The sequence below is a fragment of the Vibrio crassostreae genome (assembly GCF_024347415.1).
GTDB lineage: Bacteria > Pseudomonadota > Gammaproteobacteria > Enterobacterales > Vibrionaceae > Vibrio > Vibrio crassostreae.
On record NZ_AP025477.1, the window covers coordinates 375,224 to 393,890 of the forward strand.

14 protein-coding genes and 1 pseudogene are annotated in these 18,667 nt (G+C 45.3%); 10 read left to right on the plus strand and 5 right to left on the minus strand.

Annotated elements, in window-relative coordinates:
• Positions 1 to 52 precede the first annotated feature (52 nt).
• Positions 53 to 1,717: a VRR-NUC domain-containing protein gene (locus tag OC193_RS17460; RefSeq protein WP_048663392.1), complete on the minus strand. Its 1,665-nt coding sequence runs from the start codon at positions 1,715 to 1,717 to the stop codon at positions 53 to 55.
• A 57-nt stretch (positions 1,718 to 1,774) separates the two neighbouring features.
• Entirely contained in the window at positions 1,775 to 3,013 is a 1,239-nt protein-coding gene (locus OC193_RS17465) for an L-lactate MFS transporter (RefSeq protein ID WP_048660372.1), read from the minus strand.
• Between the two features lie 594 nt (positions 3,014 to 3,607).
• Here OC193_RS17465 and OC193_RS17470 point away from each other — a divergent pair.
• Positions 3,608 to 3,988 carry a hypothetical protein gene (locus OC193_RS17470; protein WP_048660371.1) on the plus strand — a complete coding sequence of 127 codons (381 nt, stop codon included), beginning with the start codon at positions 3,608 to 3,610 and terminating at the stop codon, positions 3,986 to 3,988.
• A gap of 180 nt (positions 3,989 to 4,168) precedes the next feature.
• Here OC193_RS17470 and OC193_RS17475 read toward each other — a convergent pair whose 3' ends face one another.
• Positions 4,169 to 4,513 (minus strand): YajD family HNH nuclease, encoded by a 345-nt coding sequence (locus tag OC193_RS17475; protein WP_017060876.1) that lies wholly within the window; start codon positions 4,511 to 4,513, stop codon positions 4,169 to 4,171.
• 275 nt (positions 4,514 to 4,788) lie between these two features.
• Here OC193_RS17475 and yghU point away from each other — a divergent pair, with 275 nt between their 5' ends.
• From yghU to OC193_RS17520, 9 genes and pseudogenes are all read left to right on the plus strand, one after another.
• Positions 4,789 to 5,646, plus strand: a complete 858-nt coding sequence (gene yghU / locus OC193_RS17480; RefSeq protein ID WP_048663393.1) for a glutathione-dependent disulfide-bond oxidoreductase — start codon at positions 4,789 to 4,791, stop codon at positions 5,644 to 5,646.
• Between the two features lie 330 nt (positions 5,647 to 5,976).
• Positions 5,977 to 7,113 carry a hypothetical protein gene (locus tag OC193_RS17485; RefSeq protein WP_080967373.1) on the plus strand — a complete coding sequence of 379 codons (1,137 nt, stop codon included), beginning with the start codon at positions 5,977 to 5,979 and terminating at the stop codon, positions 7,111 to 7,113.
• Positions 7,114 to 7,129: 16 nt separating this feature from the next.
• The gene (locus OC193_RS17490; protein ID WP_132957303.1) at positions 7,130 to 8,035 is read left to right on the plus strand and encodes a metal ABC transporter solute-binding protein, Zn/Mn family; all 906 of its coding nucleotides are present in this window, start codon (positions 7,130 to 7,132) and stop codon (positions 8,033 to 8,035) included.
• Positions 8,036 to 8,037: 2 nt separating this feature from the next.
• The gene (locus OC193_RS17495) at positions 8,038 to 8,835 is read left to right on the plus strand and encodes a metal ABC transporter permease (protein WP_048663518.1); all 798 of its coding nucleotides are present in this window, start codon (positions 8,038 to 8,040) and stop codon (positions 8,833 to 8,835) included.
• A 151-nt stretch (positions 8,836 to 8,986) separates the two neighbouring features.
• Positions 8,987 to 9,310, plus strand: coding sequence for a DOPA 4,5-dioxygenase family protein (locus OC193_RS17500; RefSeq protein ID WP_048663396.1), 324 nt, complete (start codon positions 8,987 to 8,989; stop codon positions 9,308 to 9,310).
• Positions 9,311 to 9,590: 280 nt separating this feature from the next.
• Positions 9,591 to 10,478 (plus strand): ABC transporter six-transmembrane domain-containing protein, encoded by an 888-nt coding sequence (locus tag OC193_RS17505; protein WP_048663397.1) that lies wholly within the window; start codon positions 9,591 to 9,593, stop codon positions 10,476 to 10,478.
• Positions 10,468 to 11,623, plus strand: a pseudogene (locus tag OC193_RS17510) (efflux RND transporter periplasmic adaptor subunit). The gene OC193_RS17505 and the pseudogene OC193_RS17510 overlap by 11 nt, the downstream one beginning before the upstream one ends.
• A complete protein-coding gene (locus OC193_RS17515) occupies positions 11,620 to 14,805 on the plus strand; it encodes an efflux RND transporter permease subunit (RefSeq protein ID WP_048663398.1) in 3,186 nt (1,061 codons plus the stop codon). Before OC193_RS17510 ends, OC193_RS17515 begins: the two are co-directional and overlap by 4 nt.
• Entirely contained in the window at positions 14,802 to 15,824 is a 1,023-nt protein-coding gene (locus OC193_RS17520; protein ID WP_048663399.1) for a helix-turn-helix transcriptional regulator, read from the plus strand. Before OC193_RS17515 ends, OC193_RS17520 begins: the two co-directional genes overlap by 4 nt.
• An 89-nt stretch (positions 15,825 to 15,913) precedes the next feature.
• Here the strand turns inward: OC193_RS17520 and fruA are convergent, their stop codons facing one another.
• Positions 15,914 to 17,671, minus strand: a complete 1,758-nt coding sequence (fruA, locus tag OC193_RS17525) for a PTS fructose transporter subunit IIBC (RefSeq protein ID WP_048663401.1) — start codon at positions 17,669 to 17,671, stop codon at positions 15,914 to 15,916.
• 15 nt (positions 17,672 to 17,686) lie between these two features.
• Positions 17,687 to 18,664 (minus strand): 1-phosphofructokinase, encoded by a 978-nt coding sequence (pfkB, locus tag OC193_RS17530; protein WP_048663402.1) that lies wholly within the window; start codon positions 18,662 to 18,664, stop codon positions 17,687 to 17,689.
• Positions 18,665 to 18,667 lie beyond the last annotated feature (3 nt).

Consider the following 18,667-nt stretch of genomic DNA (forward strand, 5'->3'; position numbering starts at 1 on the left):
ACCCAGCCAGATTAAGCACTAAGAGCTAACAGCCATGAGCTAAGAGTAAGACTCATTGATTGACGTAACAAACAGAGAAAGGGACAGACAATCGCTCAAACTCTTTGATCCAGCGCCACTGGTTGTCTTGCAGCTTATCTCCTGGGCCTTTGACTTCAATCCAATGAAACCGTTCGTCTTTGAACGCAATCAAATCGGGCATCCCGGTTCTAAATAGCTTTAAGTCACTCAATAACACTTTGAACAGGTCGATAATCAAGGCGTTAGGAATAGCTTCCATGCTGTGTTCGATGAGTGCTTTAGGGAAATGATTCCAATGAACAAAGGGATTAGCCATGCCTTGCTTTTCATCGTAGTTCTCAAGTAAGTGGTTCAGCCCGTGTTCGGATAGGGTTTGGAACACAGCTTCAATTTGCTCGGCTCGTTTGTCTATAAAGTCTGAGTGATACAAGTCCAGTGGCCGATGTTGGTAACGATTGATAAAAGCACCTTCGACATCAGAGAAAATGACATCCCAAAAAGCCAAACCGAACAAACCACACAGAAAACTGTTTTCAGAAAAGTAGACATCCCAGCCTTGGCTTTCAAAATGTTGCTTTACCGCAAGCTCGACTCGCGTTTGGCTGAGGTCTAATTCCAGTTTTATCTGCGCGCAACTTGGCTTTGAAGGGCGAGGGACCTTGTGGCCCTGCTTCCGTAATAACCTCTGTTCAAGCTTAACCGCGACCTCTAGCTCTGACACATCCGATGGAGTAGCTTGCATTTGCGTGACAATGTCACACATTGAGTCTAACTCGCCTTGTTTTTCATAGATGCGCGCAAGTCGTTCTCTGCTCGGAGGAAGTTCCGATTGTTTGAACCAAAAGATAGCTCGTTCGTTTAGGTTTAATCTTTCTAGATCACGGGCAATATCATTGATCAAACGCGATCGTTTTCTGGCAATGCTTTTGTGTTCTGATTCTGCGGGTATCGACTGTAAAAGCTGCTCAAGAAACTCACTGTCTTTGCGGTCACCTTCTGAATACAAGCGTTGAATATCGCGTATCTGGAGCAATTGATTGAGTTGATCTCTAGAAGTGAAGAAGCGGCGCTGTTTGCTTAATGGATAGTTCTCAAAGGTATTGAACCCAAGGTCGCTTAACACGAATTGGCTTAAGTCTTGATAGGTGTTGGCAAAGAATAGCAACAGTAATACATCAATCACTTGAGATTGGACGACATAAATACAGTCGAAGGTTAGGTTTCGAAATTGGTCGAAAGGCTGCTGATCAAGCAGTAACAACAGCTTATCTTTCTTGGCAGAACTGTTGCTCTTAAGGGCGGGGAATACATTCAACAGCTCTGGTTTAGTGAGTAAGTGTAACCCGAGTTCGACCTCATTAATTACGAGGTTATGTTGCTTTGTGGGATGACTTAACATAATAAAGCCTGAGTTGCTCAGCTCTTGTAGTGTGCTATTTAAGTCAGGAATTTCTAGATAGTTGAGTTTATCGCTGCGAAACCAACAGCCTTTACGAGAAAGTAAACGAACCATTAAACATTGGCTTGAAACAGAAAGACGTTTGTATTCAGACAACCAACGGCACTCATCGTCACTCAGAAGATCAGGGTAGAGCGTTTGCGCGTGTTCAACCAATCGATTGAAGTTGTCGAGATAATAAGTAGGGGAGAGCTGAGGAGTGGTTGCTATCGTCAATGGAGAAGTCGCTTGATACAAAAAGAGCCTAACCCTAAGGTTAAGCTCTTCAGTAACAAATTCAATCTTTTCTGTTGATTAAGCTTGTGATGCTTTTAGTTCAGCAACTTTAGCTTCAGAGATTGGCTTAGTGATGATTGCTAGAACAATACACACTGCCATCATAACTGCTGAGATTGTGTAAGCTAGGCCGTAACCTTCGCCGTTTGACATTGAGAAGCCAACAACTGCTGCACCGATAGCGCCGCCGATACCCCATGCCGTGTAAAGCACGCCGTAGTTAGTACCGTAGTTTTTCAGACCGTAGAACTCAGCAGTAAGAGTTGGGAATACTGCTAGAAGCGTACCGTAACCAACAGCTGCGATAGCCGTACCAATGATTAGCGTGAATTCAGAGTTGAACGTAGCGAATAGAGCCATGTTCGCGCCTTGAAGGATGAACGCTAGAAGTAGAGTACGTACGCCACCAATTTTATCTGCAAGCATACCCGCAGCAACACGGCCGCCTGAGTTGAATACTGCAAGGATAGACGCTAGGTAAACTGCGTTTGGCAGGTTAGCTTGAACGCTAGCAATCGTAGTGATGTTACCGATGATCATTAGACCAACAGATGCAGCGAATGCGTACATGATCCATAGAGAGTAGAACTGAGGAGTCTTCAGCATTACTTTCCAAGTTAGGTCTTCAGTCTTCTTAACCGCTTTAGGAGCTTGGCCTGCTTTTACTTTAGGCTCAGCTGGCGTGTAATCCGCTGGTGGGTTGTTGATTGTTGCTGCTAGAGGTACTGCGATTGCAAGTACACCAACACCAAGAATCATAAAGCTTGTTTGGATACCCATGCTATCGATTAGCGCAGAAGTTAGTGGTGCTAGGTAAATAGCAGCAAGACCGAAGCCAGCAGCGATTAGACCGTTAACCATACCTTTCTTAGAAGAATGGAACCACTTCATTGCTGATGGAGAAAGACATGCGTAACCGAAGCCGATACCAGCACCTGTCATCACGCCAAACGTTAGGTTTAGCATCATAGGTGTTGTTGCGAAACCAGAAGCAATCATACCTAGGCCAGTAAGCGCTGTACCTAGGATAAGGATCTTACGTGGACCCATACGGTCTTGTAGGATGCCCGCAACAAGAAGACAAACAGAGAATGTGATAGTTGCAATAGCGTAAGGTGAAGATGCTTCAGCAGCACTCCAACCAGCTTCAGTTACTAGCGCTTTGTTAAATACACTCCAAGCATACAGGATGCCAAGACAAAGGTTGATACAGAAGCCTGCTAGCAGGATACGTGTTGCTTTATCAATCTTGCTCATTTTTATTCTCAGTTTTGTCATCGGTTAGTGGAGAGCCACTTAACTAAAGACGGGTTATTGTGATTGTTTCTTCAAAATTAGTTTGCGTTTATCAACAGATAGCGCAAAAGAGCGCGGATTATAACCAATAAAAATGTGATTGGAATCTCTTTTTCCATTTTTGGTAAATTAACTTCAGTTTGTTAATGGGTTGTTTTTCATTGGTTTTCAAAATGTTTTTAACACCTTTCTATTTTGTTCTTTTTCGCCCTGTTACCCAATTATTCCTGGGATTTCGAGGTGATAAATTTTTAGTAGACTCGTATTCCGTGCGGATATCACAGAGTTGCAAAAAATTTTAATTAATTTCCAAGGTTAAATTTGTGTAACAAAATAAATCGAAGTAGTGCTTTTTTCATATGAGACAAGGAGTAACGGAGTTCTATTAGAAACAATATGTTAACCAATTGTTAATGGTGGTTTTTGAAGGTGCCTTTGCTTACATTTTGTTCGATCTGAGGGGTTGTGTTGTTGGGAAAAAGTGGGAAAATAGTACGCAAACTGAGATTCCAAAAATGAAAGGATGCGTTTCTAGTCTATTACGAGGCGAGTATTATGAAACTATTTTTAATTCTATTGATGTCGATTACTGGTGGTGTAGCAGCGGCTGATCATATTCATTCTTTCTTGTTCGGCTTCTACATCGCGGCATTGGCTGTAGGCAGTTGTTACTGGCTTGCATTCCGCAGCACGCGTTTCCCACAGTTGGCATTAGTGCTATTGATGTGTGGCTTTTTTGCAAAAATTGCAGTGACGGTTATCGGTGTTTCTTGGGGTATCTCGAACGATATCATTCAATCGCCGTTCATTTTCTCGTTGTCATACCTGTTCTTCTTAGTGGTTGTGTCTTACGTTTGGTTTGCATACCGCGATAAACTGACGATGAAGAAGCGCGCTAAACAGGTAGAAGAGTCTCGCAAACAAGCGGCAGCATAATTCGATTTGATTCTTATAAAGCCTTCTTCGGAAGGCTTTTTTGATCCTGCTTACCTGAACTCTATTATTTGGTTGTGACGGCAGATAAAAGAAACCCCAGTATGGTGACATACTGGGGTTTCTTGTTATTTATCTATTATCTAACAGTTACCATCTACCGAAGACAACTCTGAAGTCGTGTTACTTCTTCATCATCTTAGCGAGATCGGCGAACGGGTTGTGTGTCGCTGACTGATGATCATCTAAACTCGCTTTTGCATCCACACCATAACGTTCATGGTCAGTGTATTTTGAATGCTCATGATCGTGACAGTACAGGCACAATAGCTCCCAGTTACTGCCATCTTCAGGGTTGTTTGTATGGTCGTGATCCACGTGGTGAACGGTAAGCTCTCGGAGGTTTGAGTAAACAAATTCACGCGCACATTTACCACATACCCAAGGGTACAGTTTTAGTGCTTTTTCGCGGTAGCCTTTCTCTTGGCGAGCATACGCTGCACTCGAGCCTGTGAAATCAGAAGACATTGCCAAATCCTTATCAATTGTAATCTCCCGATTTTATCACAGCTTTCTTTAACCTGTAGGCATGTCGTGACTAAATCATGTTTCGTACTAACCGTTCTGTGGCTTAGGTTTGATTGGGCACTTATCTTTTACGTGTGCTATCTCATAAAGCAGGTTATGTCTTTCTGGAATAAGCCATGCTTAACAGTTTGAAAAGAAATTGTATTTAGGGGTTTTAACCAAGGGAGCGTGACCTAATATCAGTTAAAGCTACCCTATATTAATAAGGAAATATCATGTCAGAACAATACACACCGCCAAAAGTCTGGGTTAACGATACTGATGGTGGTAACAAGTGGGCAAATATCAATAGTCCTGAATCTGGCGCTCGCTTTGATAAAGAGCTTCCTGTTGGTGACCATGCTTTTCAATTGTATTCTCTTGGTACACCTAACGGTCAAAAAGTCACTATCTTGCTGGAAGAGTTGTTAGCGGCAGGTGTTAAAGAAGCGGAATATGATGCGTATTTGATTAACATTGGTGAAGCTGAACAGTTCTCTTCTGGTTTTGTTGGAGTGAATCCAAATTCCAAAATACCGGCACTCGTTGATAAGTCTGGTGCTGAAGACGTGAATGTTTTCGAATCAGCATCTATCTTGATGCACTTAGCTGAAAAATTTGGTCACTTCTTACCAAAAGAAGGGGCAGCGAGAACACAAACCATTAACTGGTTGTTCTGGGCTCAAGGTTCAGCACCATTCTTAGGTGGTGGTTTTGGCCACTTCTACGCTTACGCTGATGAAAAGCAAAAGTACCCAATTAACCGCTTTGCGATGGAAGCTAAGCGTCAACTAGACGTGTTAGACAAACAACTCGCAAATAGCACATTTGTGGCAGGTGAAGAGCTAAGCATCGCTGATATCGCGATCTGGCCATGGTATGGCAACCTTGTGTTGGGCAAAATATACGATGCTGCTGAGTTCCTACAGGTTGAGTCTTACACCAACGTTGTACGCTGGGCTAAACAACTAGAAGCGCGCGAAGGTTTTCAACGCGGCCGAGTGGTTAACCGTTCATTTGGCGAAGAGTGGGAGCAAGTACCAGAGCGCCATTCTGCGGAAGACATTGACCGTGTTTTGAAGCTACGCCCGTAGTACTTTAAAGCGATAGTCGACACCACATTCATAGAGTTTGTTTTAGCGGTCAACGTTAAATCAAACTCTATTTTTTGTTTCATCTAATCAACCTTTTCTTTCCTTTCTATATCAGCCTTTCGATAAATACCGTTACGACTCTCCTTCACACTATCATTCGTATTGCTAATTATTTTTTATATCTTTGATTACTAGAGGTTTTTATTCATATTTATGCCTTTTTACTAAAGCGATTTCATATTTTGTTACATCTCAACGATTAATTATTTATTGAAACGTTATAACATAACAATAAGTTTATTGGTGATGTATCTTAGAAAGGAAAAAGTTGTGAATAAAAAATTGGTTTCTCTAGCGGTTGGTAGCATTCTCGTTTCCCCTGTTTTTGCCGACACGTTGTCAAACCCTCAAATTGGCGTTGTTCTTGATGGTTATTATCAAGACGGTCAACGTAATAACTCGGAGCGTGATGAAGGCTTTGGTCTTGGCCATACCGAACTCAACATGTCTGCGAATATCGATGACAAGTTTTATGGCTCTTTGACTACGGTTATTGAAACTCACGATGATGAGACTGAATTACTGCTCGAAGAAGCTTTCATTGAAACACTGACGATGCCTTACGGTTTAAGTATTCGAGGTGGTCGTTTCCTATCAGACTTTGGTTACCTGAATAACCAACATATGCATACTGATAGTTTTGTTGAGCGTCCTGCTGCTTACCGCACATTCTTAGGCTCTCATTATTACGATGATGGTGTTCGTGCGAACATCGTTCTACCTACAGACCTATATGTGAAGTTCGGTATTGAAGCGCTAAGTGGTAGCAAGATGTCGTCTGTTGATGATGGCTCTGATGTTGGTGTTTACACTACAACTCTTAAGCTGGGTGACGACTTTTCAGAGTCATCAAGCTGGCAGTTTGGTTTGAGCTACTTACGAAATGAAAACGGTAAAGTACGTGAGTTTGGAGACCATGATCACGGGCACGAGCATGACCACGATCATAGCCACGGCGCGGCGGTAACGGGCTCAAACTTATACGGTGCTGATTTTGTATGGAAGTGGGCTCCAAACGGTAACTACAAATACCAAAACTTCACGCTTGCAGCTGAGTACATGCTGTTGGATGGCATCGTTGATGACAAATACAAAAATGATGCGGAATCACCAGATACGCTAGCAGGCTATTATGTATCGGGTGTTTACCGATTCAGCCCAAGCTGGTCTGCTGGCCTGCGCTATGGTGAAGCGGAAAGCTATGATGGACACGCACATGGTGACCACATGCACTTTACTGCAATGAACGACAAAGAAGCGGATGCAATGATCGCTTGGGATTCATCTCATTTTGGTACAGTTAGAGCGCAATACTCTCGCGTTGAAAACCAAAGTAAAGAGACAGATAACGTATTTACCCTTCAGTATGTGATGACCTTTGGGGCGCACGGTGCTCATGCATTCTAGGAAACTCCGACTTACAATGGCAACGGGTGTTGCCATTGTATCCTCATCGATAATTGTATCTTCGCCTGCGATGGCGTTGAATATTTTCGTTTGTGAGCCTGAATGGCAAGCACTTGTCCACAGTCACGCTCCTGATGCCAATATCTACTCGGCGACTACGGCTAAGCAAGACCCGCACTATGTTCAAGCAAGACCATCACTTATTGCCAAAATGCGTCAAGCCGATATGGCGATGTGTTCAGGGTCTGAATTAGAAGTAGGCTGGCTGCCAATGTTGCAAGTACGTAGCAGTAACCCTGCAGTGCAAGATAGTGCGTCAACCATGTTATACGCGAGCGATATGGTAGGTATGCTTGATACCCATGACCATGTCGATCGAAGCATGGGAGATATCCACGCTCACGGAAACCCACATGTTCAGTTTGCTGCTGAGTATATGATTCCTATCTCGAGAGAAGTCACCAAGCGTTTACAACTGGTTGATCCTGACAATGCACATATCTACATGCGGAATGGTATGAAGTTTCGTGCCAACTGGCGTAATAAATTGGCAGAGTGGGAAATGAAAGCAGAGCCGTTACAAGGTAAAAAAGTGGTCGGGTATCATGCTACATATCGTTACCTCTTTGACTGGTTAGATATGGCGCAAATTGCTGATCTAGAACCTAAGCCTGGGATATCACCGACTACCTCACATTTACAGTCATTGACCAAATTGGATCCAGCTTCGTTTGATGCGATTGTGTATTCATCACACCAAGACCAGCGGCCTGCTAATTGGCTTAACCAGCAAATCAACAAGCCTACTATACAGCTACCATTGACGGTTGCAGAAGGTCAGAGCCTTGATCAAATGTACGATCAAGTCATTGATGAGTTGCTGAGAACGCTCGTTAACCCAGACACATCAACGAGATCGTAATGTTGATTGAATATGGTTGGCTAGCACCTGCAGTTTTGTGTGGCTTAATCGCGTTAGTCGGTAACATTGTGCTTGGGGAGCAAGTTCTCAAACGCCAGATTATCTTTATCGATCTTGCGGTCGCACAAGTGGCTGCGTTAGGCGCGGCATTGAGCCAATATTGTTTGAGCCGATTTACACTGTTTAGCGGTTCTTGGTTTGCAGAGATGATTGGCCCGTGGGTTATGTCATTACTGCTTTGTGGATTAATTGCACTCATGGAAAAGCGTTACAAACAACACTTAGAACCAATGATAGGAAGTTTGTTTGTGGTATCGGCTTCATTAGCGATTCTATTGGTCAGCAAAGATCCTCATGGCGCCGATTTTATTCAATGCATTCTCAACGGGCAGCTGTTGTGGTCTACCTGGGATGACGTCTGGCCATTGGCAATAATCACGACCGCGATGTTGGTGTTAATTAGTGTAAAGCCTGAATTTATGCAGGGTAGTGGCTTTTACCTTATCTTCGCTATATTGATGCCGATCACCGTAAAGCTGACTGGGATATATTTGGAGTTTGCGTTACTGGTGATTCCTGCGTTATGTGCAGCTGCGTATAAAGGCGTTCGCTTCTTTATTGCGAGTATTGGGATTGGCACTGTCGGTATTTTATCGGGCTTAGCGGTGTCGGCTTATTATGATTTACCGAGTGGCGCCAGCATTGTCATCACGCTGTTTTTAACGGGATTAGTGTTCAATATTGTGTCCCAGTTGATTAGACGTAAGTGCATGGCTAGTTCGACAAAAACTTGCGGTTAGCCGAAGGTTTTATTTGGTAGTGATTGCGAGTCTGAACGTGGACATGGAGTATTTTTTAGAACCGATAACGCTGGCATATTATATTTAGATTTAGCTATTGCAGGCTATTTAGGTATAAACTTGCGACATCATAATTCTAAAGGATGGTGCCATGTACCACGGTCATATCTATTTCCCTCTTCGCTTTGCAGAGCAGGCAGAAACACTGCGTCAGAAAATTCTATCGGAACGTAAAGATGTGTTAGAGACTTTCCCATTAATACAACGTTTGGTCGGCCCACATAAGATGCCGATGTTTGAGATTCACTTTTCGAACAAAGAGTCGGGCATTGTTGAGTGGTTGGAGCAAGAGCGCGGTGATATGTCGGTGCTTATTCACCCAGTAACCGGTGGCGAAGAAACTCTAGACCACACAGTACGTGCGACTTGGCTTGGTCGCGAGCTCGGTGTATTTGAAGATACACTAAGTAGCTAATTTAATTCGCGCCCGATAGTACGTATCTAATAAAAGTAACTGCTGTCGGGCGTAGCTCTCAGATTCTTCTCCAAATAAAATATCCTCCTTCAATTATAAATATTTCCTGCTGATCCTCAATTACGCTCTGCGATTCCTCAGTTAGCTAATACATCAAACACTCCATTTACTGGAGCCATTTCCCTTTGGGTTGCGTGTTATTTCTAATACAGCAATTTGGGACACTTTTTTCCATGTGGGATTGGTAATACTGACGCCATATTCATTTATGGGCTCAATAATGCTATTCAAACATCCCATCTCTTTGCTAACGATTATTCGGCTTAACCCATTAAAGGTTGCTGCGACTTGGTTAATGGTTTTGGCTGAAAACGTGATGCTTATTCTGTTGCCATTGTTTATTGGTTACGCCATCGATGGCGTGTTAAACCAAAGCTTCCAGCCTTTGACGATGCTGGCTGCGATTCTTTTTGTGCTGGTAATCATCAGTGTTGTTCGTCGTTTTTACGATACCCGTGTTTATGGGGCGATTCGGGTCAAACTGGCAAATATCGTTGAGCGCAATCTACGCGGTTTATCTATTTCGACCAAAGACGCTCGACTCACCATGTCGCGTGAGCTGGTTGATTTCTTAGAAGACGATTTACCTGCTTTGATGACGGCTGTGGTTCAGCTTGTTGCGACTGTGGTGATTCTCTCTACATTCCATTTCTCATTGGCGCTTTGCATGTTGCTTGCCGGCCTGTCGATGCTAGCGATTTATGGCGTGTTCCACCGAACCTTTACCCAACTTAACGGCCAATTTAACGATCAAGTTGAACAGCAGGTTCAGTTGCTGAGTGGTGTTCGCTTATCAGCGCTTCGTTGGCACTTTGAGCGACTAAAACAGTGTGAAATCAAACTCTCAGACACCGAGGCCATTGTCTACGGACTGATCTTTACCGTGTTGTTTGGCGCGGTAGTGGGGAACTTGTGGATGGTGAGTCAGCTTATCGAGCCGACTGCAGGGCAAGTGTTCTCCATCGTTACCTACTCACTGGAGTTTGTTGAAACCGCAGTGATGCTACCAATTACGCTACAAACCCTTTCTCGCCTTACGGAAATCAGTCAGCGACTCAATCATACCTTCGTCCAACAGGCTACCAAGGAGATGCCTTATGAAATTTAAAAAGCCACTTTCGGTATTAGTCGGTTGTGCGGCTATCTTTGTTGCCTTGATTGTTGTCGATGAATTAGAACCCGAGGCAGCAGAACCAGTGAAGAAGCAAGCAGTATTAGCACCGGTCTCTGTATTGGAGGTGACACCCTCGCAGCTAGAATCGACGTTAACGGTATTAGGCTTAACTGCTGCTCGTTGGCCAATTCAGCTGAAAGCGTCGAGTAGCGCACAACTAAAATGGCTGAATGAAAATATTGAACCGGGACAGCTAGTGAATAAGGGCGATGTGTTGGCGAGGCTAGATACCAGCGCCGTTGATGCGAACTTGGCGCAAGCGTTAAGTGCGTTAAAGCAAGCGGAGCTGGAATTGAAACAGACTAAGCATGAACAGACCGTCGCGCTCAAAATGCTCAACCCAAAAACAAGATCATCCTTTGCACGCAGCGAAAGCCAACCTACAACAAGCCAAACAGGCTTACGTAAGTGCGAAGAAGCTAGTGGAAGAGTCGACGATCACCGCGCCTTTTGATGCGGTTATCATGAAGCGCCACATTAGCCCAAGAGAGTGGGTAGAAGCTGGGCAAGTGACTTTTGAATTAGCCGCTAGTGATTCGATTGATGTCGAGCTTCCAATCTCTGAAATGCATTGGCAGCAAGTGCAAGCTGCTTTGGTTAAGCCAAGTATTCGTGTCGTGAGTCGCTCTGGGAATCAATGGCCCGCGAAGGTGCGTTATGTATCGCCTGAAGTGGATTTGGTGACGCGTCAAAGGCAAGTTGTGCTATCGGTTGAAAACCCTTACCAAGACAAGCTTAGGCTATTCCCTAATCAGCAGGTTCAGGCCGAAGTTAACCTCGGTCTACAAGATGACGTCATAAGCGTACCTTTGAGTGCGATGACGCGAGACGGGTATGTGTGGACATTGGATACAGAAGATCGCTTACGAAAAGAGTCGGTAACGCTTATTGGGCAAGGCAGCCGAGAGCTTGATATTCGCTTCAATGATCGAAGTGATGAGGCTCGCCGTGTGGTGCAATATCCGCTTTCTTCCATGCTTAACGGTAAACAAGTCGCGCCTAGGTTCAATGGAGTCCATTCTGAAGCCATGCTCGCGGGTAAATCTGATGCAGCTCAGATTAAGGAATCAAACCAATGAGTTGGATGACAAAATGGTTCATTAATAACCCAGTCGCTGCCAATCTGCTGATGATGGCGATTGTGATCAGTGGCGTATTAGCATTTGGACAACTGCGTGTTGAGTCGTTCCCACAAATTGCACCATCATCAATCAGTATTACTGTGGCTTATCCTGGCGGTACCGCACAACAGATTGATGAGAGCGTGACGCAACGAATCGAAGAGTCGATCAGCGGAATTGCTGGCATCAAACAGATCACCAGCCAATCGAGTGCTGGAATGTCACGAGTCGTGGTACGTAAAACCAACAGCACAGATTTAGACAAGCTCCTGGATGACATTCGTAACCAAGTTAACGCCATCAACGGCTTTCCCGTGCAAGCAGAAAGACCGCAAGTGGTGCGTAATGAATTTACCAACTTAGCGGCGTTTGTGGTGGTGTCAGGTCCAAGAACCGATGATGAATTACTACCAATTGCCAAGCAACTTGAGCAAGCGCTGAAGAAGAACCCTCAAATTTCCAAGGTATCAAACTGGGGAACTCGAACGCCTCAATTGGTTATCGAGCCTGATCCTGACCAACTGAAAGCGTTAGGGCTGAGCTTGGAAGATCTAGCAAGACTCGTAGAGCAGCGTTCGCTTGAATCTCGTAGTGGTGAGCTAATTAGCGACAAAGGCCGAATGGTGATTCGTGGTGACGGTTATGCCGATGATTTACAGAAGTTGAATCAGCTTGTTGTGATTTCAGGAAGCAACGGAAAAATACTGCTGGGTGATATCGCCAAGTTAAGTCGTGGTTACCAATACAGTGGCTCTATCGTGCGTAACAACGGCTCTAACGCCATTGCATTATTGGTCAGTACGAGCCAAACCGACAACCTGCTCAAAGTCAGCGAAGCGATCAGCAAAACACTGGATGCCCAACGCGCGATTTTGCCGTCGGATATTGAGTTGAATACCATGGCTGACATGGCGCCTTACATTGAAGAGCAGCTATTTCGTTTGAGTGATAATGCATGGCAAGGCTTATTGATCGTCGTCGTTCTACTTGGGATCTTTCTTGAGATTAGGCTCGCGTTTTGGGTCGCGATGGGGATTCCGATTGCGCTGACAGGGACGCTCGCCGCAATGCAGCTTTTTAATTACAGCATCAACGACATCACCTTGTTTGGTTTTATCTTGGTGCTCGGTGTGTTGGTGGATGATGCGGTTGTCGTAGGTGAAGCGATACATGACAAACGTACGGGAAACGCTGGTCATTCTGGTGCCCCAAAGCTCAATGGCTCCTCAAATATAAACGGTCTTTCTAATATAAACGGAAAGATAGCCGCTTGGCAGGGCGTGCATTCTGTGTCGGTGGCGACTGTATTTGGTGTGCTAACGACCATTGCTGCATTTTCTCCAATGCTTTGGATTAATAATGAATTAGCTAAGGTGCTTGCTGGGTTTTCGGCAGTGGTGATCTTCGCTTTGCTCTTCTCTCTGATTGAAAGCAAATTCATTCTACCGTCGCACTTGGCTCAGCTTTCTGTGAAAAAGCCATCCACAAGTATTTTTGCCAAGGTTCAGAATGCCGCCCAAGGCGGGTTACAGTGGTTTAATCTCAACATCTACAAGCCAGTATTGGAGTTTGCACTTGGCTACAAAGTCGCGTCTTTACTTGGGTTTGTGGCAGCTATCTCACTGGCCTACGGCATGTGGTCTAACGGTGCGATTCGCAGTGCATTGTTCCCTGAAATTCCGGGGCGTTACATCACCGCGGTTATTGAGTTGGAAGATGGCGCACCGTTGCCTTTACAGCGCCAAGCCTTGTTGCAAGTTGAGCAAGCAATGACACAAGTAGAAAAAGGCTTGATGGACGATTACCCATTACAAGAAAAGCCCGTGGTGAACCTGCTTGCTTGGTCTGATGGCTATGGTGAAATTGAAGTGACGGCTGAGCTTACTAACGAGTCTTTAAGCTCACTGCCGGGTAATTTATTGTTGAAGCGATGGAGAGAAAACACAGGCCAAATCGAAGGCGCTTATTCGGTTAAGTTCAGCGCGGCAGAGGAACCTGCTGGTGGAACATTCTTAACGATCTCTTCCAATGATCGTGAGCTTGCTTCTCTAGTTAGCGAGGAGCTCGCGGATACTTTGACTTCGTTGAAAGGCGTATCGGATGTCTACGACGATGGTCAGGATGGTTTACCGCAAGTACGCTTGGTATTGAATCAATATGGCCAGCAGTTAGGGTTAACTCAAGCGAAACTGGCTCAGCTAGCAGGCGAAGCGTTTGGCGAAAGAGAAGTCCATCGCCTGTTAGAAAACGGGCAAGAGACCAAGGTGCTGCTGCAATATCCAAGAGAGGAGCGCAGAACCTTAGCTCAGCTACAACAAGCAATTATCATGTTACCTAATGGCGGAAGCGTGATGATGGGTGATATTGCTGAGTTTCGTCACGAGCAAGAACCGCAAGTGGTTTACCGCCGCGACCGAGAGCAAGTGATTAACCTGCATTGGAAGCAGAACCGAGATCTGCAATCACCGGAGAAAACTCGTGAGCAACTCGAAGATATGATTGAATCTCTGCACTTACAGTTTCCAAGTGTGACGATAAAAGCGGGCGGTGAGTTTGAAGAGATAGGGGAAGTGTCGGATGGCTTTAAATCGGCAATGATTCTGACTTTGCTGATGATCTACATCTTGTTGGCGGTGCCTTTGAAGTCTTACTGGCAACCAATGATCATCATGGCGGTCATACCGTTTGGATTCACAGGCGCGATTTTTGGTCACTACTTGATGGACTTGCCGATCAGTATTCTTTCGATGTTCGGAATGATGGCCATGACGGGGATCGTGATTAACGATTCGTTGGTGCTGATCACGCGTTTTAATGCTGAATATCGCCAAGGCGTGCCATTACAGCAAGCGTTAGTGATTGCCGGTACTAGCCGTTTGAGAGCTATCTTCTTAACCACGATAACCACTGTGTGTGGGTTGTTGCCATTACTAAGTGAAACTGCGGAACAAGCACAATACTTGAAGCCTGCTGCGGTCTCACTGGTGTTTGGAGAATTGTTTGCCACTGCAGTAACGCTGATTTTGATCCCCGTGCTGCTTGGCCTGTTTTGCTGCAAGCCGCCTCAGGTTGAAAATCTAATTGCACAAGAACCACGTGAACAAGATGCATTAGAAGAACTCAGTTTGGAGCGCTCGTGATTGATTTTATAAAGGACAAAGACGATAGTGAAGCCAAGCGATCGAATTCAATCAAGTCGACAGATACAAGAGCTTCTATGCCTGAGAACAAAGATCGTATGACGCAACAGAGCAAACCTGATTATCAATTGGTGCCCGGTTTTAAACTGGTGCCTGAGATTGCATTGATTGAATCTTTGCCAGAGCATCTTCAAAAACGCTTTAGTCATGCGCTTACTTTAATGCATGAAGAGTGGGGTGAGCGTCGTACATGGGAAGAGATAGCAACCGAAAGTGCAATTTCTCCTTATCACTTTCATCGTCAATTTACTGAGCTGTTCAATGAAACACCGGGTCAGTATCTGAGTCGCGTTCGATTACAAATCGCAGTGGGCTTGCTGATCAATGATGAGCCGTGGAGCGTGATTGAAATAGCTCAGTATTGTGGCTTCTCATCGTCGCAGTCTTTAGGTAAGGCGCTTAAGCGTGAATTAGGGGTTACGGCAAAGCACATTCGAGAAATGGGCTACAACGCGACACCTAAGGAGACGGCGGATTTCATTCAGAGATTGGCGCATCCGGGTGTGCAGTCTTCAATGGAAAAAGAATTGGTTAAGTCTATGCCGACCGAACTGGTTTGGTATCCAGAACGCGGTATGCAGAAGCTTAAACTAGACGACCCAGATTGGGATACCGTATTTGAGATGTATGGCAAAAAATCGACACAACTCATGGGTACCACACCAATAAAACAGATGAGAAACAAGTGGGATGATATCGACGCGGAAATCGGAAACTGGCAAGTTGCTAGAGACCGTTACGACAAGATCGTTCCAGAAGGCTACTACTTATGTAGCGATGTTTATCTGGTTTCAGATGTGGCTTATAGCACAGCCTTAGAAGCGCTGTTTAAGGCTGTTGAACAACAAGGCTTAAAGCTGGATGTACAAGGGTATTTGGTAGAAATGATTCGCCACATTGATGATGACGAAGTGGAAGGGGTGACCTTCTCTTTTCAGCTACCCGTTTTAATCCCGTAATACGGTGAACAATAAAAAGGCTCCTCAATTGAGGAGCCTTTGTTTAATAATAAGCCGCTTTATAGAAGGAGCTTAACAGAGTAGGGGGATTAAGCCTCTGCCGTTACTTTAGAGCTGCTCATCTTTTTAAGTGCTGCGTAGCCAAAGCCTGTAACTAGCGTACCTGCTGCAATCGCCACTAGGTACATGAGAACTGGAGAGATAGCGCCAGGAATCAGTAGTACGAATAGACCGCCGTGTGGAGCCATTAGCTGTGCACCAAACATCATTGATAGAGCACCCGTTAGTGCACCACCTGCCATACAAGCTGGGATAACACGCATTGGATCTTTCGCTGCGAATGGAATCGCACCTTCAGAGATGAAACATAGGCCAAGAACGAATGATGCTTTACCCGCTTCACGCTCGCCTGCTTCAAACTTGTCTTTCACTAGGAAAGTTGCAAGGCCCATACCTAGAGCTGGAACCATACCTGCTGCCATGATAGCTGCCATTGGTGCGTAAGTTTGTGAAGCCAGTAGACCAACACCGAACGTGTAAGCGGCTTTGTTTACCGGACCACCAAGGTCGAAACACATCATTGCGCCTAGAATCACACCTAGAAGAATCGCGTTAGACGTACCCATGTTGTTTAGGAAGTCTGTCATTGCGCTCATTACGCCAGAAACAGGACCACCTACGATGTAAACCATCACAAGGCCAGTGAACAAACTCGCGATAAACGGAATGATCAGGATTGGTTTAAGCGCTTCCATAGATTGTGGAAGCTGAACTTTGTCAGCAATGAACTTCGCAGAGTAACCCGCAATGAAACCAGCCGCGATACCACCTAGGAAACCTGCGCCCGTTGAGCTAGCCAGCATACCGCCGATTAGACCTGGAGCCAGACCCGGACGGTCAGCAATCGAGAATGCGATGAAACCAGCAAGAACAGGAATCATCAGTGCGAATGCAGAACCACCACCGATAGTCATCAGTGCCGCTGCTAGTGTGCCTTCTTCTTTAAACGCTTCGATACCGAATACGAAAGAAAGAGCGATGATCAAACCACCCGCAACAACCACAGGAAGCATGTGAGATACACCAGTCATTAGGTGCTTGTACACGCCTTTCTTCTCGTCAGCAGGCGCTGAATTTGAAGAAGCTGTGTGTTGGTATGGTTTAGCTTCTGCGAACGCTTTTTCCATCTCTTGCTTTGTTTTCTTCAAAGCAGGACTTGTCGTTGTTTTGTATAGCGCTTTGCCGTTAAAACGATCCAGTGGAACGTCGATGTCTGCTGCGATGATAACAAGGTCAGCGTCTGCGATTTCTTGGTCTGTCAGTTGGTTCTTCGCACCTACAGATCCGCGAGTTTCCACTTTGATTTGGTGACCTAGGCGTTTGCCTTCTGCTTCAAGCGCTTCAGCCGCCATAAAGGTGTGTGCAACACCCGTTGGACAAGCGGTGATCGCTACGATCTTTTTACAGCCTGTAGTTTCTGTTGAAGCATTTGCAGAAGTACCTGTCACTTCAACAGTGCTTTCAACTTGAGAAGCGTCTAATACCGTTGCTTCTGCTACCGCTTTCTCTAGAAATGCTTTTGCATCTGCTGTGCATTCTGAGATAGCCGCTTGGTACACTTTCTTACCAACAAGGCGCGCTTTATCAACGTTTGTGTTAGCTGCGATAACCACAACGTCGCTGCTGTCGATAGCGTCTTGTGATACTGGAGATTCAGGTAGCACGCTTGATTGACATTCAATAGCGGCGTTCCAACCCAGTGCTTTTGTCGCTTGCTCTAACAAGCCTGCGGCGATGATACTGTTTGCTACGCCACTTGGGCAAGCTGTGATAATGGTAATATTCATAATAAACCTTTTGTCCTATTTGCTTGTGTCTAACTGGCTAGTTGGAGCACTAAGCGCCTGTAATTGGATATTTTGTAGTACTGAATCCAGCTCTTGTTGGCTGGTGATGCCCACGCCTACCTGTGAAACTGCTAGAGCAGATAGGGCGGTTGCGAATTTAATAAGTTCTGTTTTTGGCATCTGTTGCATGTGACCCCAACATAGGCCAGCAACTAAGGTGTCGCCTGCGCCTACCGTGCTTACTACTTGCATGCGCGGTGGTTGAGCATGTAACCATTCACCTTGGTTTAGCCACATCACGCCTTCTGCGCCAAGTGATACCACGATGTTTTCAATACCTTTTTCACTTAGGGCTTGGCCCGCGTGTTGGCATTGGTCACGTGTGGTTAGCTCTGCGTTGAACAGTTGAGACAGCTCTTCATCGTTTGGCTTAATTAACCAAGGTTGTGCATTGATACCGGCTTTAAGTGCGTCACGGCTGCTATCAAATAGCACCTTCTTACCTAAATCGTGTAAACGTTGAACCCAAGAAGCGCAAAGCTCTGGTGATACGCCTTGTGGCAAGCTGCCTGCAATCACGAAGTATTCGTGGTCTTCAGCCAGCTCTAGCAAGGTTTCTTCAAACGCTTTAATCGCTTCAGCGTCAACAGGAACACCTGGGAAGTTGATGTCGCTAACTTGGCCTGAGTTTTCTACCAATTTCACGTTGATACGAGTTGCGCCATCAACACGGATAAAGCGGTCAGTTGCGCCCATCTGTTCGAACAGTTGGCAGAACGCTTCTTCGTTATTGCGACCAAGGAAACCTGTTACGGTCACTTTAGCGCCAAGCTCTGAAAGCACTTTTGCTACGTTTACGCCTTTGCCTGCTGCATGCAGAGAGCCTTTGTTTACTAGGCTCACTGAACCGACGTTAAGTGCGTCGATAGCACCTGTTAGATCCAGAGCAGGGTTTAGCGTTACGGTAACGGCTTTGATTTGTTTATCAGACATATC